This window comes from Methylophilus sp. DMC14 (assembly GCF_056314085.1).
This window is the reverse complement of record NZ_JBQUZA010000003.1, coordinates 375289-402267: the sequence shown is the minus strand read 5'-3', so window position 1 is coordinate 402267 and position 26979 is coordinate 375289. Positions and strand designations below refer to the sequence as shown.

Here is a 26979-nt window from a genome sequence, read left to right as displayed (position 1 = left end):
GGTTGCAAAGCACGCGATTATAAACCCTTTTTGAAGGATTGATCAAGAACCGATTATGTTTTAGGCGGATTCTCTAGGGATTTGTCTTCTTTTGGCAGGTAATAAGGGTCAGCGACGTAGCCAGGCCCCTTCATGATAATGATCACGATCAGGCCTATCATGGCGGCACCGATAAAGAACCAGAAGGTAAACAGCAAGCCCAAAAACATGGAGTTGCGTTCCAGGTCATGAGCCAGCAAATCGCCTGACTGCCACCAGTCATAAGCAATGGGGGCAGCAAACACCACGCTCCCCAATAGCCACCATTTAGGCAGTTTCTTGAGCAGCTGCCATTCTTTATAGCTAGGGTAACGCACGCCACCAGGAAGTCTTTTCAAAATACCCATGAATGTCTGGACCTTAAAGCCATCTCATCACACCAGCCTTATTTTACCTTAAGGCCCCAAGTAGTAGGAAAACGATGTGGCCAAATCGTTCAACCCTTGCGCCATATCAAGTGCGCACTTTGCAAGGATTCCCCCGTGCATGGTTAAAGAATTGCCAGCCTATGCCGTAAAACCCTTAAACCATGAAACATCGGGCAATGCTGCCCTGCTCATTACCGTTTGAGGTCATTGCATGCTGGTACAAAAAAAACAAACCCACTGGGAAGGCATTTTGCAAGCCATACAGAAATCATATGCGATTAAACGGCATATTGAATTCTTTCAATGGCTGAAACAAGATATTCATCCGCTGATGCGGCACGATGCACTATTGGCAGCGTGGGGCGACTTCAGCACCGGCGAATTGCATTTTGATGTCTCTTCTGCCCTCCCGGAAATGTCTACCCAGCGCTTGCTGGAAGACTCTGCCATTGTGAACTACCTGATGTGCAACCTGTACAAACGCTGGGTAGAAAACGATGAAAAATGGTTTGTGATTAACCGTTTTGATGCCACGGGCATTCATGCACAGTCACCCAACCCGTTCACGCAGCAGTTGATAAAAATGCATTCGCTCATGGTGTATGGCGTACGCGATACCCGTGGCAAATCAGACTGTATTTATGTGTTTTTTGACCGCACCAAAGAGTTTCATGTCCCAGACCAGATGCTGGGCATGATCATGCCGCACCTGGATGCGGCGATCCGCCGTATTGGACACCTGAAACCGGTGATTAAAGACGAGGACTTGCTGGACAGCATGGCGCAAGGTGGGTTATCAGACCGCGAGCAGGAGATTCTGCATTGGGTGCGCAGTGGCAAAACCAATCTGGAGATAGGCATGATCCTGAATATCAGTGCCAATACGGTCAAAAACCATCTCAAACGCATTTTCCAGAAACTGGATGTTTCTTGCCGGGCACAAGCGGTGGCAAAAACCGGCCTTAGCAATGGCGCCCGCAGGCCAAGCTAGACTAACCGCGTCCAGTAAAGCGCTGAATCTCGCGCATTTGACGCTTGGTTGGACGCCCCATGCCACGGTCGCGCTCGGCAAAATGCTCCGCCCCGCTCTCTTTCATCTGCTGGCGTATTCGTTGGCTTTCTTCAGTCTCGCGGTATAGCAAGGCGGCTTCGGGCGCGCCGTGCCTTACATTGCTGAGCGCCAACACTTCCACTTCTATCTGCATATCCTTGTTTTTTATACTCACGCGCATGCCGGGCTTCATTTCACGTGCATTTTTGGCGCGGTCGCCATCAATGCGCACCTTGCCGGCATCGACGGCGTCGGCCGCCAGACTGCGTGTTTTAAAAAAACGGGCGGCCCATAGCCATTTGTCTAGTCGGCAACCGTCGTCTTTTTCTGGCGGTGCCTCTTGCTTGCGGTGATGCGTGCGTGGCATAAATCAAAAATGTTGATGGTCTTGTTGTTGCTGGATATAGGCCATACGCGCCTGATTACGTTCCAGCGTTTGCCGGTAGCTGGCGAGTGCAGCTTGCGCGCGTGCCATGAGCGTATCACCCTGATAGGTGCCATCCGCCTCTTGCACGCCGGCTTCGCAGTCGGTCAGATGGGCAATGCCTTCCAGCACATGGTCAATGGCAATAATTTTGAACATGCCATTATTCACGGCCGTGACGACGGTCTCATCCAGCAACAGGTGACGCTGGTTACGTTTGGGGATAATGACGCCCTGCTCGCCGTTCAAGCCCAAGGCCTGACAGACGCGGAAATAGCCTTCGATTTTTTCATTGACGCCACCAATCGGCATCACTTCACCAAACTGATTGAGGGCGCCGGTGACGGCCATGCCTTGCTTGATCGGCAAGCCGGTCAGCGCAGATAACAGCGCAAACAATTCGGCACAGGAGGCAGAGTCGCCTTCTACGCCATTATATTCTTGCTCAAACACCAGCGAAGCGTTCAGGCTCAACGGCGCCAGCGCCCAAAAACTGGCACTGAGCCAGTTTTGCAGAATATAAATGCCTTTGTCATGCGTGGGGCCGCTCATATTTACTTCGCGGTCAATATTGATCACGCCACTGCGGCCAGGATAACAACGGGCGGTAATCCGGATAGGCGAACCAAAACTGGCGTCGCCCAACTCGATATGCGTGAGGCCATTCACCTGCCCGACCACACTGCCATGCACCTGAATCAATAACTCATTATCAATAATCGAGTCACGAATCTGTGTTTCAAAAAACTGCTGACGCAACAAGCGCGCAGACAGGGCCTGCTTGACATGCGCATCGGTCACCAGACGTGCTTCAGCAGCCACTGCAGCACTCTCATGCATGAGCTGATCCAAATGCACAAAGCGCGTACTGATACGGCCTTGGTCCTCTTCCAGCCTGTGCATGAACTGCAACAGCACATTCACCGCCGCGCTCGTAAAATGTGGCATCACCTGTTGCTGGCATTTACGCGCAATATAGCCGGCCACCCAGGCATAATTGTCTAGTGTGGCGGCAACGCGGTCTTCAAACTCGACTTTTACCGGAAAGAAGTCAAAGAAATCGGGCTGCGCTTCAAGGCAGTCGTAATAATCTTCGCGGCTGGCAATCATGACAATTTTGACATGGACCGGCAAGGCGCCATGGCGATTGCCGCCAGCCCCTTGCTGTGCATGGTTGGCCCAGTCTTCAATCTGCACCTCGCGGTTACGCATGAGACGGTAAAGCTTTTCGAGCAAGGCACTGCCGTTGCCTTCGTCTTGCATCAGATCACGCAAATGCAGCAGCAACATGCCTCCATCGGCCTGGTGCACACTGCCGGCACGCAAGCGTAAGAACTCCGGCCATTGCGCCGACTCTCCTGCAGCGGTTTCCAGCATGCCAAACAAGGCGGCAAAGCCGGGATCTTTGTCTTCCACCACAGGCTGCTTGATGCCGGAGGTGAGGTTAGCGCGCTGATCGACCAGCAGATTTACCCGAAAACGCGATAAGAAGCCGTCATTGACCAAGCCGTCAGTGCCGCTGTCGCCCTCACTGCCGACTTGCTGCCAGGCTTGCAGATACCCCAGCACCTCGGGTTTGATCAGATTAAAAAATGGCGATAACTTGGCGCTGCTTAATTGCGAGCGCAAACCATCCACGCGCTCCTCAAGCCAGGTTTCGGCCTGCGAAAAATTGACCTGGCCATTGGCATCCACCCATTGCTGCATCTCTGCCACCAGCGACTTGATAAACGACTCCATCACAGTCCGCAACTGGGCGCCCAGCCCGGCCGGCAGCTTGATGTAGTTGGCGCAGGATTGCTGGCTAAAATCATACAGCGCCACCAGGTCGGTCAGCGTGGTATCAATCCCGGTCATGGCAGAGGCTTTCATCGCCGCCAGTGTGAGTCCGGCTCGACCAGAACCAGGCGTCCCCAGCACCAGCACATTACAACCATCCTGTTGCAGCGACAGGCCCATCATCAGTGTTTTCTGTGCTTCTGGCTGTAGTTTCCAGCCGTAGTCGGTCAGGCTAAGCTCACTCGCATCCAGCAGGTCGGCGGTGGACTCAAATGACATGGGTGACAGTTTGTAGGAAACGGTCATTTCTTCAGGGCTGAGGACTTGCATCATTTAGTGCTGTTTCCATTGTTGTTTTGCTTGTTCATCAGAGGCACGGGCTTCTACCCAGTGTTCGCCAAACGCGCCGATTTCTTTTTTCCAGAACGGCGCATCGGTCTTTAAATAGTCCATCATAAAGGCACAGGCTTCAAAGGCTGCCTGGCGGTGCAAGCTGGTAGCGGCCACCAGCACAATCTGCGCCTGAGCAGCCAATAGGCCGACACGGTGGATGATACGCACCCCAAGCAATGGCCAGCGACTGGCCGCCTGTTGCGCAATACCCTGCAAGGCCTTTTCTGTCATGCCAGGATAATGTTCGATTAACATCTGGCTTAGCTGACCTTCACTGGCGTGCTCTCTTACCCAGCCGACAAAATTCACCAGCGCACCGGCTTCTGGCGAGGCTAGGCGCAAGCGCTGCAACTCGCTGGCCAGGTCAAAATCCTCAGGCTGAACAGAAATATCCAGAAATGGTGGCTTGCTCAAATCAGCCTCCGGTCACAGGTGGAAAAAACGCCACCTCATCACCTTCATCAAAGGTTGCCATATCGTCGACCAGTTCATGATTGATGGCCGCACGCACTACCCCGCTGCCGTTAAACAGTTTTTGCCAGGTCTCGCCGCGGCCAGACAACCAGGACTTCAGTGCGACGATGGTTTCTATCTCATCCGGCAGCTCTACGTCTTCAGAGGAGTAATTCACCACCTCTTTAATGCGTGCAAAATATAAAATGGTGATCTTCATGTAGGGGTGCTCTTTCCAACCTCGTCTAATTCGTCCAGCAATTCCAGCGTTTCCAGACCAGCCTCTGCCAGCTCGACTTTTTCAATCTGGGCGAAGCGTCTGGAAATCTTCTGGCTGCTGATATGCACGTCTTGCGCATTTTCATGCGCCTGCCGGATATTATCAGCCAGTTTTTTCATGCGGGTATCAAAGCGGTCAAAATCTTTACTTAATTTGCCCAGCTCGTCTTTGATGATATGCACCTGTTTGCGCATCTCCACATCTTTGAGCACTGCGCGTGCCGTATTGAGCACCGCCATCAGGGTGGTCGGCGACACCAGCCACACGCGTTTCTGCATCGCGTAATCGACCACATCCCTATGATAGGCATGAATCTCGGCAAACACCGCTTCAGCCGGGATAAACATGACCGCGCCATCGGAGGTCTCGTTGGCGATGATATATTTGCTGCTGATATCATCAATGTGTTTTCTGATGTCGGCCTTGAATAACTTGGCGGCTTGCGCCTGCACCAGATCGCCCTGGCTGCTATCTATCATGCGATGGTAGTTTTCCAGTGGAAATTTACTGTCAACGGCCACTGTGCCAGTTGGCTCGGGCAAAAATAAAGCACAGTCCACGCGTGCGCCGTTACTCAGCGTATGTTGCATGGCAAAACTGCTATTGGGCAACACATTGCGGATCAGCCCTTCCAGTTGCACTTCCCCATAAGCACCGCGGCTGCGCTTATCCCCCAACAGTTCCTGCAAACTGACCACATTCACACTGAGACCATCAATTTTCTTTTGGGCTTCATCAATGGTGGCCAGTCGCTCCATCACACTCACAAAGGTCTCATTGGTTTTTTTGAACCCTTCTTCCAGGCGAATAGACACCTTGCCACTCATTTCCTCCAGGCGGCCATCGACGACTTTGGTCAGTGCTTCAATGCTTTGCGTCAGGCTTTGAGTCGTTGTTTGCAAGGCGGTTTTAAGCAAGTTTTGCTGGGCAATGCCCTGCTCCGACAAGCCATTACGCAAGCTCAGGCTGAGTTGTTCAGTGCTCTGGCTCAAGTGGTCGCGCTGGGCAACCTGTAACGCCTGCATCGCTTCACGCGTCGCGGTCAGCTCTTGCGACAATTGCGCCCGCAAACGGTCTTGCTGGTCGGTATTCAGGCTTTGCAAGCGATCAGCCAGATGATTGAGTGACTGGTGCATCTCCTGCATCATCATGCGGTGTTTCTCTTCAAGCTGCTGCGCCAGTAACTGTGCCAGCGCCTGCTGCGCAGCCTGTTGTTGCCTGCGAGATTGCCACACTAGCATGGCAATAATCACCACTAATAAAAGAAGCTGAATAATTTGAAACGTCATGCAGGCATTATAGCCGATGACTGGGAGGGCCACACTGCCCGGCTGCAAATTCGGCCGCCGGGCGGCAAGCCCATCGCATGCGCTTTGCGATCAGAGCAATCAACACGTATTCTTTGCGATGCCTGGGCATGCAGTCCAGACATCGCTAGCGATCAGGCCGACGCGACTAATGATGATGCGACTGCAAGCCAGGCGCATCGTGCGCTTTGGCCAGCCATTGCATTTCGGAAGGGTTGTGTTCCATATCGCCCAAATCGGCATAATCTACATGCTGGTACTGGCTCAACGCAGTCAAAGAGGTTTTGGGCGCGATTTCGACGGGCTGACCAGGCTTTGCTGCCGGTTGCAGCGCCTGCAACTGTATGCTGACCGTGTGTTGTGGATAGGTATATTCGACCTTGTAGGGCAATTTCAAGGCCGGAATCCACCAGACCTGACTACGGATCCCGTTGCCCAAGGTGCCACTATACTTCTCAATAGCATAGCCATACTGTTCGCTGGCTTCTTCTGCCACTTTTTGCAGGCTGGCCAACTCGCTATCGGTGACCAATTGCGTCTTCAGTTGCCATGTGGCTTCATCCATTTTGATCGCCAGCAGTTTTAAATCCACATCGCTGTAATCAATGGTGCGCTGCTCGTCATGCATCAGGTAAATATAGCTGAATTGCCCACCCGGTTTTTTCTGCCACAAGCTGCTGTGGTGTGCTGGCTCGCCATTTTGATACAACTGACGAATTTCCACCTCATCCTGCTCACGCATCAGCCACCATTGCAAGTGCTTGGCGGCATCGGCCTGGCATGGCAAGGCGCACTGCACGGTGTCATAGCGTGCATTGACGATTTCTTCGGCCTGCGCACCAGCGCTTGCCATCGCCATCACCAGCGCAAAACGGCCAGCGGTTTGTTTCAATCTCATGATGATTCCATTTCTTACTAAAGGCAGAGGGCAGCTTGCGCTGCCCCACTGTTAAAACAATTGATGTTCAGGTCTATTCTAAAGACAGTCGATTAAAAACCGAATGCATCTTTCATGACTTGATAAATGTAGCTTTGCTCTTGTACCCCATGGACCAGATAGGCTTTAGGGCCGACGGCATAAATCGCAACCTCTTCACCAGCATGCGTTTCAGAGCTCAGTGGCACCAGTGCCTCCTGGTGGAAATCTGGGTCCTCAGTATCCACGCCTGACATGTCGACCACGCGGCCTGCAGCAATCGCCTCATTGTAAACCGCATCACCTGGTGAGTTAGTGTGATAGCCTGGGCCGTTGGCAAAGCTCACGGTGGTGTAAGGCTTGCCATCAGCCGCCAGGGTTGGCGTGGTTTTACCTGGCTCAACCACTTTACCCAAAATCGGGTTACCGCGTTTTGGATAGCCGCCTATGGTCAGGGTGTGGCTATGGTCAGCTGTGACAATAATCAAGGTATCGTTCAGATTCACTTTGGAAGCCGCTTCACGCACCGCATCTGACAGCGCCACCGCATCTTTAAAGGTACGGTAAGCATTGCCTGCATGAGAAGCATGGTCAATCCGGCCACCTTCCACCATCAGGAAGAAGCCATTCTGGTTTTTCTTCAAAATGTCGATGGCCTTGCCCGTCATCTCTGCCAAAGAAGGCTCACCAGCGATATCGTTAGGACGGTCTTGCTCGTATTCCATGTGGGAGGGGTTGAACAAGCCCAAGACTTTATTGGTCGTGGCTGGATTCAAGGCATTGAATGCCGATTGATTTTCGATATAGACGCCACCAAACTTGTTCACATATTCTTGCGTCAGGTTACGGCCATCGGTACGGCGGCCTTTGGCGCCTTCGATATCCTTAATACTGTTAGGCAAAAAGTAGCTACGGCCACCGCCAAATACGACATCAACGCCATCGCCAAGCTTGCCATTGCCAAAGTTATCAATCAGTTGTGCGGCAATATCCTTGACGCCATTGCTAGCCGCCGCCGCTGACAGGTTAGCGTTGGCTTCCCAGTCACGGTTGGAAATATGTGCATAGGTGGCTGCCGGGGTGGCATGTGTGATACGGGCAGTCGACACCACACCAGTGGCTTTGCCAGCTTGCTCGGCCTGTTCCAGCAGGGTGGTTACTTTATTCGCATTGATCACAGCAGGGTTAGCCTCATTGCGCGGAACAGACTGGTTCAATGAAATGATGCCGTCATTGGTTTTCACGCCAGAAATAATGGCGGTCATGGTCGGTGCAGAATCCGATGTCTGCTGGTTGGTCGAATAAGTTTTGGACAGGGCCACATAAGGGAACTCTTCAAAAGACAGTTTGTTGCGCTCACCATCCTTGCCTTTGAGCTGACCTTCAAAAATACGCGCGCCAGTGACCGTCGAAATCCCCATACCGTCGCCGACAAACAAAATCACGTTTTTGGCTTTGCGTGCATTCGGTACCAGTTTTTTACTGTCGCTCAGGCTGGCTGCGCCATCGTTGAGCCAGAACTGGGCGTTTTCTTCCGCCATCAAAGGTTGGGTCATGGATGCCCCTAGCAACATGGCCAGCAGAGCAGTACGTTTTAAATTAAACAATGGCATGATTTTTCCTAAAAATATTCGTTATCAATTATTGTGCGCGTCTACGCATGATGGCGGCAATCAGACCAAGCCCCACCAGCATCAAGGCATTGGTATCGGCTTCTGGTACCGCTGACGCCGTTTGCAGGCTGACTTGATCAACGCCCAGTTGCAGTGAGTTCTGATTGGCAACACTGGCAAATCGCAACATGAACTGGCCGCCGCCGGACAGGAGTGGAGTCAAGTCAAACTGGTAGCTCAGGTAGTTGTTGGCTGCCAGCGTGCCATTGGCACCGCCCAGATACAGGCTCTGCAGGACATCGCCCTGGCTGGTAGAAAAAGGATCACTGCCCGCCTTTAAGATATCCACACGGACATGCTGGTTTGGATGATCGGTCGCGTCAACGCTGTAATCCAGACCGCCTGCGTCCACCGCTGTGCTGACTGACTGATTGTTGACAAACATTTGGAAGGTCAAGGTCGCCTGGCTGACCGCAGACGTTGTGAAGTTCTGATACAACACGTTACTGGCCAGGCCGTAATTATCGAGCAAACCGTAATGTGTGCCCTGGTAAGCGCCAACAGTCGTGTTTGCAGTGACTTCAGAAGTGGTGCCTTGCTGTGACAGTACGCTGCCAACCACGCCGGCTTCAGCCACTTGCCAGCCGACGAGGTCATAGGCGTCTACGCCCTGCACCTCAAAGCCACCATTTTGGATTAATTCTGCGGCGTGCGCTTGAGAGAGCAAAGCCGCTCCCACAAACCCAGCCATGAGCCAAGGTTTCAATGTCATCATTCATCCTCTCACAGATGGTTATATTATGTCTTTGTACACTTAACGTGTTTGTCATGTCACAAGTCATTTGCTTGTGTTAGCCCATGCATTCTTGAAAAACTCTGTGTCAGAAAAGTTGCGGAAAAATGAAATTTATATGACGGACCTGACTAGTTTGATGCCGTTCAACACCGCCTAAAATATTAAAAAATGTAAGCCAGCGCTGGTTTCACGGAACCTTCATAAAACCATCACGCCCGCTAGTCATCATGAGCTACGTTTCAGGCGCCGGACCACCGAATGCCTGTTACAAAGCCACGTTAGGATTTTTCGGGCTCAAGAATTGTTCTTGCGCTCTTGATATGGGGATGATTTATGAATTTTTTTCGTTTGTTACCAATTTCAGCAGCAGTATTGATGGCCTTAAGCGGCCAAGCTTTGGCTGCTGCCAGCACCTCTGGTGTCGTGATCGGCTTGCATGGTGCCAAGCTTGCCAATACCTTGGTGTGTATTGACGCCAACCTGAATGCCCGTTGTGACGGCAGTGAAGTCAGCACACAGACCAATGCCAACGGTGAATTTAACCTGGCAGGCAATGGCGCCGTGGTCGCGGAAGCAGGCAAGTTTGTGTATCGCGCAGCGGCACAAAACGCAACTGCGGTCAGCGCGTTGAGCACTGAAATCCTGGCGCTCATGGAAGGCAGCAATCTTGACTACATGACTGCACGTGACCGTCTGGCCGCCAGATTACATGTCAGCGGATCCCAACTCGAAGGTGACTTCACACAAACGAGCACAGGCGCAGACCTTGACAGCCTGCTGACCGAAAACGATGAGTTGCAAAACCGTCTTGCCGAAGCGGTCCGTGAAGCTGGTAGCAAAGGCAACTTGAATAAAGCCCTTAGCAACCGTCTGAATCTGGACAAAATCGAGCATTTTGTGGTGATCTACCTCGAAAACCGCAGCTTTGACAATCTGTTTGGCAAATATCCAGGCGCAAATGGTTTGAATACACCCCAAGCCAAGGCAATCAAACAAGTAGACCGTGACTACACCACCCCCCTGACCACCTTGCCACCCGCTTGGGGCGGCATGCTGGCCAATGGGCAGAAAAATACCGCGGGCCAGGCAATCACCCAGGCACAAACGACCGGTGTTTGGCCGAATGCGCCCTTCCAGGTAGATGCCAGCAGCGACCAGTTTGGCTATGGCCTGGTCACTGGCAACAACATTACCCGCGATTTGTACCACCGTTTTTTTGAAAACGCCATGCAAATCAATGGTGGCCAGAATAACCTGTATGCGGCCTTTAGTGATGCCGGTGGTTTATCCATGGGCTATTTTGATGGCAGCAAAATGCAACTATGGAGCCTGGCGAAAAAATACACGCTGGCAGACAACTTCTACCAAGCTGCATACGGCGGTTCATTCCTGAACCATCAATACCTGGTTTGTGCATGTGCACCAGCGATTTCCGCCGATACCGTCGCCAATAACAAGGCCTCGCTCAATGTATTGACTACGCCAGTGAATGGCGTGCCGCAATTGGCCCGCAATAGCGCCATGAGCGCGTCTGCGATTGGCACCAATGCCACCAACACTTCCTTCAAGAGCGGCAACATCGCGCCACTGGATTACTTTGGTGCAGGTGATGGCTACCGTGCCGTCAACACCATGCAGCCACCCTTCCAACCAAGCGGGAATGCGCCCGTGACCAGTGCAACCGGCAATCAGCTGCTGTATGCCAACCCATCGGCCTCCACAACCTTGCCAGCACAAACCATTACCACGATTGCTGACCTGCTGGATGGCAAGCAAATTAGTTGGAAATGGTACTCCGGCGGCTGGAATGATGCCGTCAACGACCGCAGCAATGTCTACAAATCCAATAGTTTTGGGGTTGCTGACGCCAGCCACGGCGACTTCCAGGCACATCACCAGCCATTCAACTACTATGCGAATTTCGATCCCATAGTACACGGCAGCTATCGTAATAGCCACTTGCAGGACCGTGCTGATTTGCTGAATGACATTACACAAGGCACCTTGCCAGCCGTTTCATTCTACAAACCGATTGGTAACCTGAACCAGCACCCTGGCTACACCAACGTGACCAATGCAGATGATGAAGTCATGACCATCATCAACCAGTTGCAAAACAGCCCGCAATGGAACAACACGCTGGTGTTGATCACCTATGATGAATTTGGTGGCCAGTTTGACCACGCGGTTCCACCCAAAGGCGATTTGGTCGGTCCAGGCACCCGTATTCCTGCCTTGATCATTTCACCTTTCGCCAAAAAAGGGGCCGTGGATCACACCCAATACGACACCGGCTCTGCCTTGCGTTTTATCAGCCACCGTTACTCACTGCCACCATTGGATGGCCTGAAAAAACGTGATGAAACCTTGCAAAGCAATGGCGCCAACATCATGGGTGACCTGACAAACGCCCTGGCATTTTAATCATAAAAAATACAGCGCAATTGAGCCCCTCAATTGCGCTGACTGAATCTTAATTTTTGGAGAAGAATCATGATCAAATCTTTGGGCTTTGCCAGCTTGGTAGCCTTCACCTTGGCATCTAACAGCAGCTTTGCGGCCACCCCTACCATCGTGTTTTCCAGTGCGGACTATGTGAGCGAATCTGCCGCCGTCGGTAGCTATATCATCGACAACACGGATTACCTGGGCGTGCGCCTCACCTTGAGCAACAGTATGGATATTTCCTACATTGGCGGAAACTTTAGCCAATTCTCAGATGGCAATATTTTTGGTGCCATTGTCAAAGCGGGCGACTGGAACAGCAGCACCTTGGCCGCCAACAGCCTGGCACATACGGTTTTTTCTGCCAACGGTGGCGATCAACTCGCGTCCCTGGGCAGCACCGTTCACCTGACAGCAGGCAGCTATGACATTATTTTCGGTTCAGGCCAATTTGGGGCGACTGGCTATAGCGCACTGGTAGATACACAAGATGCGGCCAGCACCAGCAACATGTTCCAAAGCACCGACGCAGGCGTTACCATCAGTGCGCTCTCCGGAAGTGCTGTGCGCGTCACCGCCGCGGCCGTTCCTGAAGCCAGCAACACGGCAATGATGCTGGCTGGCTTGGGCTTGACGGGTCTTATGTTGCGCAGACGTCAGTCCAAATAATCACCTCTTTGTGATCAACAAAGCGGATGAGCAGCTTGTTTATCCGCTTTTTTACTCACTTCAGTCACGACCATGTCCACCTTGAAAACCTTATTGCTCTACCTGTTTTGCCTTGCTGCATTGCCATTGACCGCGCATGAAGATGACGCCTTCTCCGTAGTGCCCGCGCAAGCGTCACAACCCGCCAATGCCTTGTCAGCCGCCGCACGTCACCAGACATTAACCGCACTGGGGAAGCAACTGTTCCATGATAGGCAACTGTCGGCGTCGGGCAAACTATCCTGTGCCAGCTGCCATCAGGCGGAGTATGGCTTTACGCCAAACAACCCCAAACCGGTACAAAAGGGCGGTGAGCATATGCAACTCATGGGGACAAGGGCCGTCCCTACGCTGATGTATTTGCAATCCACACCCCCTTTCACAGAACATTACACTGAAGATGAGGGGCTACAGCCGGGGTTTGATAATGGGCCAGCCGGTGGCTACACTTGGGATGGCCGGGTAAATACCTTGGCAGAACAAGCAAAAATTCCTTTGTTCTCAAGCAATGAAATGGCCTCAACGCCAGCGCTAATCGCAAAAAGAATACGCACCACCTATCCCCAAATGTTCACACAACTGTTTGGCGCAGAAAGTTTGCAGTCAGACGCCGCCCTCACAGATTCGGTTTTATTGGCCTTGCAAACCTACCAGCAAGACGCGGCAGAATTTGCCCCCTACTCCAGCAAGTTTGATCACGTCATGCAAGGCAATGCCAGCTTTACACCGCTGGAAGAAAAAGGCTTTCGGCTATTTATGGATCCCAATAAAGGTAACTGTGCCAGTTGCCACCAGGCAGCAGTCGTCCATGGTGCCCTGCCGCAATTTACCGATCATGGCTATGCTGCGCTGGGTCTGCCACGCAATCCACACATCGCGCAAAATCATGACCGGCACTATTACGACCTCGGCTTGTGCGGCCCGGCCAGACAGGATTTGAATGCAGAGTACTGTGGCTTGTTTAAGGTGCCGACGCTGCGCAATGTGGCGCGCAAAAAAAGCTTTTTTCATAATGGCGTGGTACACACCCTCAGAGATGCCGTGCGCTTTTATGCCGAACGCGATACCGCGCCAGAAAAATGGTATCCGCATGACCGTACCGGCAAGCGCCTCAAATTCAATGACCTGCCAGAAAAGTATCAAGACAATATCGAGATGAAAGCCCCGTTTGGCCAACAGCCTGGTGACCCCGCTCCGCTGGATGCAAAGGAGATCGACGCGATTGTGGCCTTTTTAAAAACGCTCAACGATGAAGCGCGCACTGGCAGCCGCCTGGCCAGAGCACCATAATCGCAGCGCGCTATCCCCAAAAAGAAAAAGCCCCGACGGGTCGGGGCCAAAGAGACTTTAAACTTGAAAAACACGCCACAATTACACAAAAGCATCCAAAATGCTGACAATGAGCAGGATGAGCAATCCAAACCATAATACTTTTAGATTAAACCCTGTCATTTCTTGTGTCCTTGCGATGTGTGTAGAATACTTGCCTGGTTAAGCCGCCACAATGGCCCGTTCGGGTCATCTGTTTCAACCTCCGACCACGCCAGGCCAGACTGACAAATGTGAGCATGACCGCCATGGCTGATTAATGTTTTTACCGAATATCCAGACATTGCAGCCCTTAAACCCACTCCCGTGCCCGACACTCGCTTTTAAGGTAGGCATAGTAAACCGGCGCAGCGACGATGCCCGGCAGCCCAAAGGTGGCCTCCATCAGTAACATGGCGACCAGCAACTCCCAGGCGTGCGCGCGGATTTGCCCGCCAACAATACGCGCGTTTAAAAAGTATTCCAGCTTGTGAATGACGATGAGAAAAGCCAGCGAGCCCATGGCGATCACAAAGGAATGACTGGTACTGACTATGACAATCACAGTATTGGACATCAGGTTGCCCACCACAGGCAGCAAGCCAACCAGAAAAGTAATCGCAATCATGGTCTTGGTGAATGGTAGATGTACACCGCACAACGGCAAAATCACGATCAGGTAAATCGCGGTCAGGCTGGCGTTGACCGCGGAAATTTTCACCTGCGCAAACACGATATTTTTAAACGCCAGCGCAAACAGCGTGATGCGATTGAGCAGGCTTTGCGCAAGCGGTTTATGGTTACCGTGTGTTTGCACATCATGCAAGGCGACCATGGCCCCGATCACCATGCCGATCAGAATATGCGCCAGATGATGCCCGGCCTCCTTGCCCAGCAATTGCCAATCTGCCGAATGTGAACGTAACCACTCAATCACGGTTTGCTGCAAGGTAATCGCATCATCAGGCAAACGCTCGTTGAGCCAGGGCGGCAACACTTTGCGCGAGTCTTCAATGATTTTAGCCAGTTGATCAAACAACATGGCCAAACCGCCGCTGTCACTGCGGATCAGCGTTACAATCCCCATGCCCAAGGCAACCAGCAGACCGATCACCAGCGTGGCAATCAGCATGACTGCCAGCCATTTGGCATATTTACCCGGCAATTTGCGTGCAATGAGCGGCGAAATGACATGTATCAGCTCAAACACCAGCATGCCAACCAGTAACGCGGGCAATAATTGCACCTGCAATACCAGCCACATTAACCCTACCATGAGCAAACAGGTGGCAGTATCCAGTCGTTGGGTTTGGTTCACGTCGAACTCCGGTTCCTCAGTTGTTCAGTCTATTGCGCGACTAAAACTTGGCGCGTATTTGTTGGGCGGCATCCATGGGCAGCTTGAGCAGAAAATGCACAGCCTCATCAAACTGCTTGTCCAGAATTTCGCCCTGGCACTTTTGTACTTCGCGGGTCAGTTCATCTACCCGTTTATAACTGGTTGAGATCTTCAGTTGCACCATCTCGACGAAAGGCATGTTTCCGGCTTGATCCATGGCCTGCTTGGCCGTGCCACCATACGCGCGCACCAAACCGCCAGTGCCTAAATTGATGCCACCATAATAGCGCACCACCGCCACACAGCAATTGACATAATTCTGCCCATCCAGCATTTGCATGATGGGTTTACCCGCCGTGCCTGCCGGCTCACCGGCATCTGAAAACCGCGCGACCATGCCCTCTGGAGTTTTCATGCGAAACGCATACGCCAAGTGGCCGGCAGTTTGATGCTCGCTGGCAAACTGACGTAAAAACAGGGCCAGTTCGCGCTCGTTTTCACAGCGCTTGGCGCGGGCGATAAAGCGGGATTTATTGATGGTTTGATCGGCTTGACCGAGTTGGCTAAACGTTTGCATGACACAGACTTCAGGATAACCCCTGTATTCTACCATCTGCATCGACGCTAATCCGGCTGCTGGCGGGCTGTTTGGGCAAGCCGGGCATGGTCATCACGTCTCCACAGATAGCGACGACAAAGCCTGCACCACGCGACAAACGCAGCTCTCGCACATGCAATACATGATCCGCGGGCACATTGCGCAACTTGGGGTCACACGAGAACGAATACTGCGTTTTGGCGACACACACCGGCAGGCCCTGGCTCACTTCTGCCAGACGGGCAAGTTGCTGTTGTGCCAGCACACTAAAGGTCACCCCGCTGGCGCCATAGAGTTTTTGCGCAATAGTGTCTAGCTTTTCAGTCAGGGACAAATCGTCTGCATACAATAACGAAGGCGTCGATGCTTGTTGGGCCTGGTCAGCCACCGCGTGCGCCAGCGCAATCGCCCCGGCGCCGCCCTGTGCCCAGTGATGGCAGACATGCAGACTGGCGCCCAAGGCTTGCACGGCTGCCTGTACTAACGCGATTTCGGCCTCGGTATCCGCGGTAAAATGATTCAGCGCCACCACCACCGGCAAATTGAAATGCTGGCGTAAATTCGTCACATGCTTGCGAAGGTTGGCCACGCCTACCTGTAGAGCGGCAAGGTTTTCGCGGTTCAAGTCCGCCACATCCACCCCACCGTGATATTTCAAGGCGCGCGCCGTGGCAACGATCACCGCCACATCCGGCCGCAGGCCAGACTGGCGGCATTTGATATCCATGAATTTTTCTGCACCGAGGTCGGCACCGAAGCCAGCTTCAGTCACCACATAATCCGCCAGGCGCAAGGCGGTCTTTGTCGCCACCAGAGAATTACATCCATGGGCAATATTGGCAAACGGTCCCCCATGTACCAGCGCCGGCGACCCTTCCAGGGTCTGTACCAGATTGGGTTGAAAAGCATCTTTAAGCAAGGCAGCCATGGCGCCCTCAGCCTGCAAGTCACTCGCCAGAATCGGGCTGCCTGCTGCACTCAAGCCGACCTGAATCCTTCCCAGTCTAGACGTCAAATCGGCCAGATCGGTCGCCAAGCAAAAAATGGCCATCACCTCACTGGCGACGGTGATATCAAAGCCGGTATGGGTATTATTTTCCAGCGTGAGCCGTCTTAAGGCGCGATCATTCATATCTATACAGCGGCGCCAGCTGACGGTGTCAAACTGCAGCGCATTGCCCTGATATATATGGTTATCTACAAGGGCAGCCAGCAAATTATTGGCCGCACTGATGGCATGAAAATCACCGGTAAAATGCAGGTTAATATTTTCCATTGGCACCACCTGCGCGTAGCCGCCGCCGGTCGCCCCGCCTTTCATCCCAAACACCGGGCCCAAAGAGGGTTCACGCAAACAGGCCATTGCCTGATACCCGGCCTGATTCAAGGCATCGGTCAATCCTATCGTGGTCGTGGTTTTGCCTTCGCCTGCCGGGGTCGGATTGATCGCCGTGACCAGGATCAGTTTGGCTTTGGCAGGTTGCGCCTGCAAGCGGTTGACGGTGGCCTGCGTCAGTTTGGCCATATGCTGACCATAGGCATGCACATCGTCCGCCACCAGCCCAAGTTTGCTGGCTATGTTAACGATGGGCGTTAGCGTGGCGGCCTGGGCGATCGCGATATCACTGAGCATGTCTCTTCCTGACTGACTTCACGGTTAACGCTTGCTTTTGCCATTCCCCATGATGGAGCCTAGCACGCCACGGATAATCGCCCGCCCCAGTTGTGAGCCGATGGCGCGCGCGGCTGATTTGGCCGCAGACTCCAGCACCGAGTCTGAGCGGCTGGTTTTACCGCCCAGGATGCCGCCCAAATCAAAGCCTGAACTTTCTTCCTGTTGTTGTGCCTGCGTCGCAGCACTGGCCTGCTCCGCCCGCTGCTTGAGAATCTCATACGCAGATTCACGATCCACCAGCTTGTCGTATACGCCCACCACCAGAGACTGCGCCATCACCTGCTTGCGCTCCACATCGGTCGCCGGTCCGATCCGGCTCTCGGGTGGACAGACAAACACGCGCTCAACCGGCGTCGGCGCGCCTTTTTCATCCAAAAATGATACCAGCGCCTCGCCCACGCCTAACTCGGTAATCGCTGTGGCAACATCCAGCTTGGGATTGGCACGAAAGGTTTGAGCCGCCACTTGTACCGCTTTCTGGTCGCGCGGGGTAAACGCGCGCAAGGCATGCTGCACCCGATTACCCAATTGACCCAACACCACATCCGGAATATCCAGCGGGTTTTGCGACACAAAGTAGACGCCCACGCCTTTGGAGCGCACCAGGCGCACTACCTGCTCGATTTTTTGCATCAGAATGGTCGGCGCATCATTAAACAGCAAATGCGCCTCATCAAAGAAAAACACCAGTTTTGGCTTTTCCAGGTCACCGACTTCAGGCAGTTTTTCAAACAACTCGGAGAGCAACCACAGCAAAAGCGTCGCATACACGCGTGGCGAATTTAGCAGCTTATCCGCAGCCAGAATATTGATAAATCCCAATCCTTTGCCATCGGTTTGCATCATGTCTTCGAGATTCAAGGCTGGCTCACCAAACAGCACATCACCACCTTCGGTTTCCAGCTGCAACAAGGCACGCTGAATGGCACCAACACTGGCGGTAGAAATATTGCCGTACTGGGTCTGATAGGTGGCGGCATTTTCGGCACAATGTTGCGCCATGGCGCGCAAATCCTTTAAATCCAGTAGCAGCATGCCATTGTCATCGGCGATTTTGAAAATCGCATTCAAGACACCGCCCTGCACCTCATTAAGGTTCAGCATGCGTGCCAGCAGCAACGGTCCCATCTCACTCAAGGTGGTGCGCACCGGATGGCCTTTTTCACCAAACATATCCCAGAACATGACTGGATAGGCTTTATTCGCATAGCCAGTCAGCGCCAGCTGCTGCACACGCGCCTCCACCTTGGCGTTGCCACCGCCAACCTGACTCATGCCAGACAAATCGCCCTTCACATCAGCCATAAATACCGGCACACCAATACGCGAAAACTGCTCCGCCAGGCTTTGTAAAGTGACCGTTTTACCTGTCCCGGTAGCCCCGGCGATCAGGCCATGACGGTTGGCCATTTTGGGCAGCATCACACTTTCGATGTCATTATTTTTTGCGATGAGCATAGGTTGAACCATGGAATGCACTCTTAACAATTAAAGTTAAGTTGAGTATAGGGGATGGCTCTAAAAAGTGGAAGATTGTTGTTTTGCCTTAAATGAGAAATCGTTTAAAAAACTTTTAGCCACAGAGAACACCGAGAAAAGCGATGAGTGTGCACCACAGTAAATCAGAACATAGCGGATTGATGCTGCTCCCTCTGTGGCCTCTGTGTTCTCTGTGGTTAAAAAATGTTTTTATAAGAACTATCAAAAATCCCCACGTCGGGCTTTTTCCATCAACTCAATCAAGGCATTTTCAAGCTGTTGTGCCGAGGCTTGCGCCCTGGCGGTGGGATGCTTGATATTTTTCAAGTCATGCGTGGGTCTGTCCAGGCCCAGATAAAGTTGCCGCTTGCCGTGCGCATCCGGCTTTTCATAAATGGCCAGGCGACAAGGCGCAAACACCAGAAATTCGGGGTGATCGAGGATAATTTCGGTACCCATGCTCAGGTTACAAAAGGTGCGGACTTCTTTGATGCCTTGCGGATCCTGGCCGCGTTGTTTCATATGGTCACCAATCGGGAAGTTTGCAGGGTTTACAAAATTCATGCCCTCAGAGAGCGATTTAAGGCTATCCACCAGATCCTGGTAGCTCACGTCAGGCTGCACCGGCACTTCATAAATGGCGTTATCGAGATCGACGTCTGGCATGCCATGACCAATGACACGGACATGCGCCGGCGCGGCCCAAACCGAGCAATGGATAAAAAAACAGAGGCAACACCATCCCTTGAGGTGACTTAAACGCATGAAAGACCTCTCTATCTGTAAAGACTATGCAGCATTACAGCATGCCGCTACGCAGACCAATGTGACGCGCATCACAAGTCCTGATGCAAGGCCCGTTGCACACTGCGCTTGTCATATTGCGGTGACAGCATGGTAATAAAGTTAAGCATGTAATCACGCAAAAAAGCATCCCTGCGCACACCCAAATAAGTGGTACTGTCAGGAAAAAGATGGCTGCAGTCCAGGCTTTTTAGCGGTGCATCGCGAGTTTCCTCATAAGCCATATTGGCAATCAACCCAATACCCAGCCCCAGATTGACATAGGTTTTGATCACGTCGGCATCAATCGCCGTAAACACCACATTGGGCTGCAAACCGGCATCGTGAAAGACTTTAGACACCAGTGTGCCGCCAGTAAAGGCAAAGTCATAGGTGATCAGCGGATAGTTGACCAGATCTTTCAGGCTGATGGTTTTCTTTTCCAGCAAGGGATGTTGCGACGGCACGACCAGACACCGGTTCCAGCTGTAGCATGGCAAGCACGACAAACGGTCATCCTTGCTGATGTTCTCGGTCGCAATGCCGATATCGGCTTCTCCGGCAGCAACCTGTTCGGTGACTTGCGACGGGTTGCCCTGATGAATCGTCAATTTCACATTGGGATACTGCGCCATGAACTGCTTGACCGCAGCAGGCAGGCGATAACGCGCTTGCGTATGGGTAGTGGCAATGGTCAGTTCACCACTGTCTTCGCGGCTGTATTCGTCGCCCACCCGTTTGATATTCTGCATGTCCAGCATGACACGTGCGGCCAGCTCGACAATTTTACGGCCAGGCTCAGTCACGCCGATGAGGCGTTTGCCATTACGCTGAAAAATCTGCAATCCCAACTCTTCCTCTAACAGCTGAATTTGCTTGCTGACCCCAGGTTGGGAGGTATGCAATGCCTCAGAGGCAGCAGAAATATTCAAATGCTGCCGCACCACCTCATGCACATACCGTAACTGGTGAAACTTCATAGATCACCCTTTATAACCAAAAGCTATATCATAGAAGAATTTATTATTAAATCAACACTTAAAAACTTGTTATGATGCCGCGCTTAACTTTTCAAGATACTCCTCATGGAATTCGGATACATATTGGCAGGCTTTGTCGTGGGCTTTTTGGTTGGTCTGACGGGCGTTGGCGGCGGCTCATTAATGACGCCGATTCTGTTGCTTATTTATAACATCAAGCCCGCCGTCGCCGTAGGAACAGACCTGCTCTATGCCTCGATCACAAAATCTGTGGGGATTTTTGCGCATGGCAAACTGGGGAATATTGACTGGCGTATCGTCAAACGCTTGGCCATGGGTAGCGTTCCGGCGTCTCTGTTAACCCTGTGGGCCTTGCACAGCATGGATTTACAGTCAGGCGCAGTGGTATCCACAATCAAATTCTGGTTAGGCATTGCCTTGATGGTGACCTCAGCGGCCGTGCTGTTACGCAACAAATTAATCGCTTTAGTCTCCAAAGACGAATGGATTCCAGCCCATTATGTACCTCCGGCCACCGTATTACTTGGGGTGGTACTGGGCGCGCTGGTCACGCTGACCTCGGTCGGTGCGGGCGCGCTAGGGGTAACAGCGCTGATTCTGCTATATCCCAAGGAGAAAATCACCACGATTGTCGGCAGTGATATTGCGCATGCCGTGCCGCTGACGCTGGTGGCCGGCCTGGGCCATGCCTCTCTGGGTACCATAGACTACCAGTTACTCGGCACCTTGCTGATCGGTTCCATACCGGGCATTTACCTGGGTAGCCATATGAGCTCACGTGTTGCAGAACACTGGGTACGTATTGCCTTGGCTATGATATTGATTTATGTAGGCTTTAAGCTAGTTTTCCATTAAAATACTGCCTCTTCGCTTTTTGCGAACAAAGTGACTCAAGCATGTACAAATACGATCCTATAGACCAACAAATTGTCAATGAACGTGTCGCCCAGTACCGCGACCAGACCAGCCGCTATTTGGCAGGCGAACTCACGGATGAAGAGTTCCGCCCACTGCGCCTGCAAAATGGCCTGTATATCCAGCGCCATGCACCGATGCTGCGGATTGCCGTACCTTACGGACTCATGTCCAGCAAACAATTACGCAAACTGGCAGACATTGCCAAGCGCTATGACCGTGGCTATGGTCACTTTAGTACCCGTCAGAACTTGCAGCTCAACTGGCCCAAGCTGGAAGATACTCCAGAGATTCTGGCTGAACTGGCGACGGTAGAAATGCACGCTATTCAAACCTCAGGCAACTGCATCCGTAATATCACGACCGACCAGTTTGCCGGCATTGCGCCAGATGAAATCATTGATCCGCGCGCCATTGCTGAAATCATGCGCCAGTGGAGTACCTTCCACCCTGAATTCGCCCTGTTGCCACGCAAGTTCAAGATTGCCGTCTCAGGCACTGAACAAGACCGTGCGATTGTGCAGGCGCATGACATTGGCCTCGAATTTTACAAAGACGCACAAGGCCAGATGGCAATCAAAGTCTGGGTGGGTGGTGGCTTGGGCCGTACACCGATCCTGGGCACCGTGATTCGCGAACATCTGGAATGGCAACATGTGTTGTCTTACTGCGAAGCGGTGATCCGTGTCTATAACATTCACGGCCGTCGTGACAACATCTACAAAGCCCGCATCAAGATTCTGGTGAAGGCGCTGGGCATTGATGAGTTCAGACGCCAGGTAGATGAGGAATGGGCCCACCTCAAAGACGGTCCACTCACCATCACTCAAGCCGAACTAGACCGCGTGGCGCATTACTTTGAGCCCATGCCATACAAAACATTACCAGCGCATGATGCCTCTTTTGATGCTGCCGTAGCCAGCAATCCGGCATTTGCTGCCTGGGTCAAACGTTGTGTCCATGCGCACCGTGTTGCAGGCTATCGCGCGGTGACCTTGTCACTGAAACCACACGGCAAAGCGCCTGGGGACATTACCAGCGAGCAAATGCACGTGGTGGCTGACTTGGCCGATGCCTACAGTTTTGGCGAGCTGCGCTCCTCCCACGAGCAAAACCTGATTCTGGCCGACGTGCAATTGTCCGACCTGTTTGACGTGTGGGAAAAAGCCCGCGCAGCCGGTCTGGCCACGCCTAACATCGGCTTGCTGACGGACATTATCTGCTGCCCTGGCGGTGACTTCTGCAGCCTGGCCAATGCCAAATCGATTCCGATTGCCGAAGCCATTCAGATGCAGTTCGACAATCTGGACTACCTGTATGAAATCGGTGACCTTGAGCTCAATATCTCTGGTTGCATGAATGCCTGCGGCCATCACCATGTCGGCCATATCGGCATTCTGGGTGTGGATAAGGATGGTTCGGAGTGGTACCAGGTCACCATTGGTGGCAAGCAAGGTAATGATGCCAGCATCGGTACCGTGATCGGCCCTTCATTCTCGGCAGAAGAAATGCCAGGCGTAGTCAAACGCCTGATTGAGGTCTATGTGCGTGAGCGTAGCGACGAAGAGCGTTTTATCGACACGGTACGTCGTTTGGGCGTAGCGCCGTTCAAGGCCCACGTCTACGCTGAGAAGGAGTCTGCATAATGAGTCAATTAATTCAACTGGGCAGCAACGGCCAGGCCAGCATTGTGGCAGATACCTGGACCCGCGTGGTCCCACCGGCCCCGGCTGAAGAGTCTGTCCGCAAGCAGGCCGGTAAAGTCGTGCTGTTCAAACTGACTGGCGAGCAAACCTATAGTCCTGAACAAATTGCCAATACGCAGATACCAGCCACCGGCAAAATTCTGGTGCCGCTCGCTGTCTGGCAGGCCCGCAAGACAGAGTTGCAAGCGCGCCTGGCAGCTGGTGAGCTCGGCATTGTGCTGGCCACCAACGAAACCGCCGAGACACTGCAAGCCGAATTTGCAGATTTGAATACCTTGCCAATCATTGCGATTTATGTGGAACGCTTTGCCGATGGCCGCATTTTCACCTTGGGCAACTGGCTACGCACGCGTTATGGGTTTAAAAACGAATTGCGCGCGATTGGCGATGTATTGCGTGATCAATTGTTCTTTCACAAGCGCGCAGGCTTCACCAGCTTTTTAATTCGTGCTGACCGCTCGGCCGAAGATGCACTGGCCAGCCTGAATGACTTCAGCCAGCCCTATCAGGGTGCGGTAGGTGATGTGCCAGTGTGGAGAAGGATACAGCGCGCATGAGTTTCGGCGTCAGCATGCTCAAACCGGCAGCCAGCAATCCTGCAACGCGCCCTGAGCTGACAGAAGCCCTGGCTGCTTCTGTCCAGGCCAAGCGTGCCCAAGTAGTAGCCCTGCTTCAGTCTGCGGCAGCAGAGTTTCCGGCCATCACTTTTGCCAATAGCTATGGTGCTGAAGACATGGTGTTGACTGACATGATCGCCAAAGAGGCCCTGCCCATCGAGATTTTCTCACTGGACACGGGTCGACTGCCCGCAGAAACCTACACCCTGATGGGCGAAGTTGAGCACACCTATGCCACCAAACCAGTGGTGTTTTTCCCCAAGCATGAAGCCGTAGAGCAGTATGTGCGTACCCAGGGCATCAATGCTTTCTATGAAAGCATTGAACTGCGTAAGGCCTGCTGCCATATGCGCAAGGTGGAACCGCTGCAACGTGCACTGTCTGGCAAACAAGCCTGGATCACCGGCATGCGTGCTGAACAAGCTACCACTCGCAGCAATTTGCCTGTCCGTGAATTTGACGCAGGCAATCGCTTGGAAAAATTCAACCCGCTCAGTGACTGGACAGAAAAGGAAGTCTGGGCCTATATCCGGTTGCATGAAGTGCCTTACAACGCCCTGCATGACCAGTTTTACCCCAGCATTGGCTGTGCGCCTTGTACGCGTGCCGTCGCCATGGGTGAAGATATCCGTGCCGGTCGCTGGTGGTGGGAAGATCCGACCAGCAAAGAGTGCGGTTTGCACGTAAAGAAATAGTTAACTGCCGGTAAACGTTAAACGTGTATCTACGTTGATCGGCGGTAAAAATTTGATTGGTAATAAATTAAGATGACAACGAAACAACCTTTATCACATCTCGACTGGCTCGAAGCTGAAGCCATTCATATCCTGCGTGAAGTGGCTGGTCAGTGCGCCAACCCTGTGTTGCTGTTCTCCGGCGGCAAGGATTCGTTGTGCATTTTGCGTCTGGCAGAAAAAGCCTTCCGCCCAGGTCGCTTCCCTTTCCCGCTCATGCATATCGACACCGGTCACAACTATCAGGAAGTGGTCAATTTCCGTGACCAGCGCGCTGCCGAGCTAGGCGAGCGCCTGATTGTGCGTTCAGTGGAAGACTCCATGAAGCGTGGCACTGTGGTGCTGAAAACGCCGGATGAGCCACGCAACAAACATCAGTCGGTGACCCTGCTGGAAGCCATTGAAGAGTTCGGTTTTGACTGCTGCATCGGCGGCGCCCGCCGTGATGAAGAAAAAGCGCGCGCCAAGGAACGGATCATGAGTTTCCGTGACGAGTTTGGCCAATGGGATCCGAAAAACCAGCGCCCGGAATTATGGAACCTGTACAACGCCCGTGTGCACAAAGGGGAAAACATCCGCGCCTTCCCGATCTCAAACTGGACGGAAATGGATGTCTGGCAATATATCGAGCGTGAAAAACTGGAGCTGCCTAGCATCTACTTTGCCCACCAGCGCGATGTGGTGATGCGTCATGGTGCGATTTTCCCGGTCAACGTGCCGCTGACTTCTGGCGAATTGATCAACCAGCCCAAGGCCGGTGAAGAAGTCATCAACATGCAGGTACGTTTCCGTACCGTCGGTGACGTCACCTGTACAGCGCCCGTCATTTCTGATGCCGATGATGTGAGCAAAATCGTGCTAGAAACCGCCACCACCACCATTACCGAGCGTGGCGCAACGCGTCTGGACGATCAAACTTCCGAGGCTTCGATGGAGCAGCGTAAGAAAGAAGGTTATTTCTAATATGACAACACAACACAACGACTCTTTGCTGCGCTTCATGACCTGCGGCAGCGTGGATGATGGCAAAAGCACGCTGATTGGCCGCTTGCTGTATGACACTAAAACCATCCTGGCAGATACGCTCAACAACATTGAACGTACCTCGAAAAAACGCGGCATGGAAGCCGTGGATCTCTCCTTGCTGACCGATGGTTTACAAGCCGAGCGCGAACAAGGCATTACCATTGATGTGGCTTACCGCTATTTCAGCACTGGCACCCGCAAATACATCATCGCCGATGCCCCTGGTCACGAGCAATACACCCGCAACATGGTGACCGCCGCATCAACGGCTAACCTGGCGATTATCCTGATTGATGCCCGTAAAGGCGTACTGACCCAAACCCGCCGCCACAGTTATCTGGCGCATCTGGTCGGCATTCCCCATATTGTCGTGGCAGTGAACAAGATGGATCTGGTCAATTATGACCAAGCCGTCTTTGACAAAATCAAGGCGGATTACACGGCATTCGCCACCGAGATCGGTCTAGCGCAAGCGCGTGACATCAAATTCATCCCCATGTCTGCACTCAATGGTGACATGCTGGTAGACCGTCTGGAGAATCTGAACTGGTACCAGGGCGAAACCTTGCTGGAGCTGCTGGAAGCGGCCCCGGCTTCAAATAGCGAGGCATCAGAAGCCTTCCGCTTCCCGGTACAGTTTGTCTGCCGCCCACATGATTCAGCCAATCCCGACCTGCATGATTTCCGTGGCTTTATGGGGCGCGTTGAGTCCGGCGAAATCGCCGTCGGTGATGCGGTCACAGTATTGCCGAACGGTTACCAGTCTAAAGTCAAGGCGATTCAACTGGGTGCCGAGCAACTGCAACGTGCGCAAACGGAGCAAAGCGTAACCCTACTGCTTGAAGATGAGATTGATACCTCACGCGGCGATATGATCGTGAAAACCAGTCAAGCGCCTGAAGCCGTCAAACACATTGAAGCACATGTCTGCTGGCTGTCAGAAACCCCATTGTCGCCGGCACGGACTTACATAGTGCGTCACACCACACGCGAATCCAAAGCGAAAATCGGCAGCATTCAATACAAGGTGGACGTCAACACGCTGGAGCAACAGGCGACTACTGATCTCAAAATGAATGATATCGCCCGCGTAAGCTTTAAGCTGGCGCAACCGCTGATGGTAGACAGCTATGATAAAAACCGTGCCACCGGCGCGTTTATCGTCATTGACGAGAGCACCAACAACACGGTTGGCGCAGGCATGATTGTCTAAACCAGCGCAAGCG

Annotated in this window: 25 protein-coding genes; 10 read left to right on the top strand and 15 right to left on the bottom strand. The window is 52.8% G+C overall.

Annotated features, from left to right (window positions below; all coding sequences use genetic code 11):
- Positions 1–53: 53 nt before the first annotated feature.
- Entirely contained in the window at positions 54–386 is a 333-nt protein-coding gene (locus ACT53C_RS08905) for a hypothetical protein (protein ID WP_194748044.1), read from the bottom strand.
- A 232-nt stretch (positions 387–618) separates the two neighbouring features.
- On the opposite strand from ACT53C_RS08905, the gene epsA reads away from it, so the two are divergent.
- Positions 619–1398, top strand: coding sequence for an XrtB/PEP-CTERM-associated transcriptional regulator EpsA (gene epsA / locus ACT53C_RS08900; protein WP_338654593.1), 780 nt, complete (start codon positions 619–621; stop codon positions 1396–1398).
- Position 1399: 1 nt separating this feature from the next.
- Here the strand turns inward: epsA and ACT53C_RS08895 are convergent, their stop codons facing one another.
- The 8 genes from ACT53C_RS08895 to ACT53C_RS08860 form a co-directional block, all read right to left on the bottom strand.
- Positions 1400–1825 (bottom strand): RNA-binding S4 domain-containing protein, encoded by a 426-nt coding sequence (locus ACT53C_RS08895; RefSeq protein ID WP_476145596.1) that lies wholly within the window; start codon positions 1823–1825, stop codon positions 1400–1402.
- Between the two features lie 3 nt (positions 1826–1828).
- Positions 1829–3994 (bottom strand): Lon protease family protein, encoded by a 2166-nt coding sequence (locus ACT53C_RS08890; protein WP_275355674.1) that lies wholly within the window; start codon positions 3992–3994, stop codon positions 1829–1831.
- Positions 3995–4468, bottom strand: coding sequence for a molybdenum cofactor biosynthesis protein MoaE (locus ACT53C_RS08885; RefSeq protein ID WP_476145595.1), 474 nt, complete (start codon positions 4466–4468; stop codon positions 3995–3997).
- 1 nt (position 4469) lies between these two features.
- On the bottom strand, positions 4470–4727 hold the full coding sequence (gene moaD / locus ACT53C_RS08880) for a molybdopterin converting factor subunit 1 (protein WP_275355676.1): 258 nt from the start codon (positions 4725–4727) through the stop codon (positions 4470–4472).
- On the bottom strand, positions 4724–6076 hold the full coding sequence (locus tag ACT53C_RS08875) for a DNA recombination protein RmuC (protein WP_194748054.1): 1353 nt from the start codon (positions 6074–6076) through the stop codon (positions 4724–4726). Before ACT53C_RS08875 ends, moaD begins: the two co-directional genes overlap by 4 nt.
- A 166-nt stretch (positions 6077–6242) precedes the next feature.
- Positions 6243–6992 (bottom strand): hypothetical protein, encoded by a 750-nt coding sequence (locus ACT53C_RS08870; protein WP_476145594.1) that lies wholly within the window; start codon positions 6990–6992, stop codon positions 6243–6245.
- A gap of 92 nt (positions 6993–7084) precedes the next feature.
- A complete protein-coding gene (locus ACT53C_RS08865) occupies positions 7085–8623 on the bottom strand; it encodes an alkaline phosphatase (protein WP_476145593.1) in 1539 nt (512 codons plus the stop codon).
- Between the two features lie 28 nt (positions 8624–8651).
- A complete protein-coding gene (locus ACT53C_RS08860) occupies positions 8652–9398 on the bottom strand; it encodes a PEP-CTERM sorting domain-containing protein (protein ID WP_476145592.1) in 747 nt (248 codons plus the stop codon).
- A 354-nt stretch (positions 9399–9752) separates the two neighbouring features.
- Here ACT53C_RS08860 and acpA point away from each other — a divergent pair, with 354 nt between their 5' ends.
- From acpA to ACT53C_RS08845, 3 genes are all read left to right on the top strand, one after another.
- Positions 9753–11843 carry an acid phosphatase gene (gene acpA, locus ACT53C_RS08855; RefSeq protein ID WP_476145591.1) on the top strand — a complete coding sequence of 697 codons (2091 nt, stop codon included), beginning with the start codon at positions 9753–9755 and terminating at the stop codon, positions 11841–11843.
- Positions 11844–11912: 69 nt separating this feature from the next.
- The gene (locus ACT53C_RS08850; protein WP_476145590.1) at positions 11913–12533 is read left to right on the top strand and encodes a hypothetical protein; all 621 of its coding nucleotides are present in this window, start codon (positions 11913–11915) and stop codon (positions 12531–12533) included.
- Positions 12534–12605: 72 nt separating this feature from the next.
- The gene (locus ACT53C_RS08845) at positions 12606–13862 is read left to right on the top strand and encodes a cytochrome-c peroxidase (RefSeq protein ID WP_476145589.1); all 1257 of its coding nucleotides are present in this window, start codon (positions 12606–12608) and stop codon (positions 13860–13862) included.
- A 331-nt stretch (positions 13863–14193) separates the two neighbouring features.
- On the opposite strand, the gene ACT53C_RS08840 is transcribed toward ACT53C_RS08845, so the two are convergent.
- The 6 genes from ACT53C_RS08840 to ACT53C_RS08815 all read right to left on the bottom strand — a co-directional run bounded on the left by ACT53C_RS08840 (position 14194) and on the right by ACT53C_RS08815 (position 20734).
- On the bottom strand, positions 14194–15198 hold the full coding sequence (locus ACT53C_RS08840) for an AI-2E family transporter (protein ID WP_275355687.1): 1005 nt from the start codon (positions 15196–15198) through the stop codon (positions 14194–14196).
- Positions 15199–15238: 40 nt separating this feature from the next.
- Complete coding sequence (locus ACT53C_RS08835) at positions 15239–15796, bottom strand: IMPACT family protein (protein ID WP_476145588.1); 558 nt, start codon at positions 15794–15796, stop codon at positions 15239–15241.
- 10 nt (positions 15797–15806) lie between these two features.
- The gene (locus tag ACT53C_RS08830) at positions 15807–17450 is read right to left on the bottom strand and encodes a formate--tetrahydrofolate ligase (RefSeq protein WP_476145587.1); all 1644 of its coding nucleotides are present in this window, start codon (positions 17448–17450) and stop codon (positions 15807–15809) included.
- A gap of 24 nt (positions 17451–17474) precedes the next feature.
- The gene (locus ACT53C_RS08825) at positions 17475–18962 is read right to left on the bottom strand and encodes a helicase HerA-like domain-containing protein (RefSeq protein ID WP_476145586.1); all 1488 of its coding nucleotides are present in this window, start codon (positions 18960–18962) and stop codon (positions 17475–17477) included.
- A gap of 231 nt (positions 18963–19193) precedes the next feature.
- Positions 19194–19736 (bottom strand): DUF302 domain-containing protein, encoded by a 543-nt coding sequence (locus tag ACT53C_RS08820; protein ID WP_476145585.1) that lies wholly within the window; start codon positions 19734–19736, stop codon positions 19194–19196.
- A gap of 71 nt (positions 19737–19807) precedes the next feature.
- Positions 19808–20734 carry a CysB family HTH-type transcriptional regulator gene (locus ACT53C_RS08815; protein ID WP_379075667.1) on the bottom strand — a complete coding sequence of 309 codons (927 nt, stop codon included), beginning with the start codon at positions 20732–20734 and terminating at the stop codon, positions 19808–19810.
- 105 nt (positions 20735–20839) lie between these two features.
- Between ACT53C_RS08815 and ACT53C_RS08810 the strand changes: the two genes are divergently transcribed.
- The 6 genes from ACT53C_RS08810 to cysN all read left to right on the top strand — a co-directional run bounded on the left by ACT53C_RS08810 (position 20840) and on the right by cysN (position 26966).
- The gene (locus tag ACT53C_RS08810) at positions 20840–21610 is read left to right on the top strand and encodes a sulfite exporter TauE/SafE family protein (protein ID WP_476145584.1); all 771 of its coding nucleotides are present in this window, start codon (positions 20840–20842) and stop codon (positions 21608–21610) included.
- A gap of 41 nt (positions 21611–21651) precedes the next feature.
- A complete protein-coding gene (locus ACT53C_RS08805; protein ID WP_476145583.1) occupies positions 21652–23316 on the top strand; it encodes a nitrite/sulfite reductase in 1665 nt (554 codons plus the stop codon).
- Entirely contained in the window at positions 23316–23933 is a 618-nt protein-coding gene (locus tag ACT53C_RS08800; RefSeq protein ID WP_476145582.1) for a DUF934 domain-containing protein, read from the top strand. The genes ACT53C_RS08805 and ACT53C_RS08800 overlap by 1 nt, the downstream gene beginning before the upstream one ends.
- Complete coding sequence (locus tag ACT53C_RS08795; RefSeq protein WP_476145581.1) at positions 23930–24688, top strand: phosphoadenylyl-sulfate reductase; 759 nt, start codon at positions 23930–23932, stop codon at positions 24686–24688. Before ACT53C_RS08800 ends, ACT53C_RS08795 begins: the two co-directional genes overlap by 4 nt.
- A gap of 72 nt (positions 24689–24760) precedes the next feature.
- A complete protein-coding gene (gene cysD / locus ACT53C_RS08790) occupies positions 24761–25690 on the top strand; it encodes a sulfate adenylyltransferase subunit CysD (RefSeq protein WP_476145580.1) in 930 nt (309 codons plus the stop codon).
- Position 25691: 1 nt separating this feature from the next.
- Complete coding sequence (gene cysN / locus ACT53C_RS08785) at positions 25692–26966, top strand: sulfate adenylyltransferase subunit CysN (protein WP_194748083.1); 1275 nt, start codon at positions 25692–25694, stop codon at positions 26964–26966.
- Positions 26967–26979 lie beyond the last annotated feature (13 nt).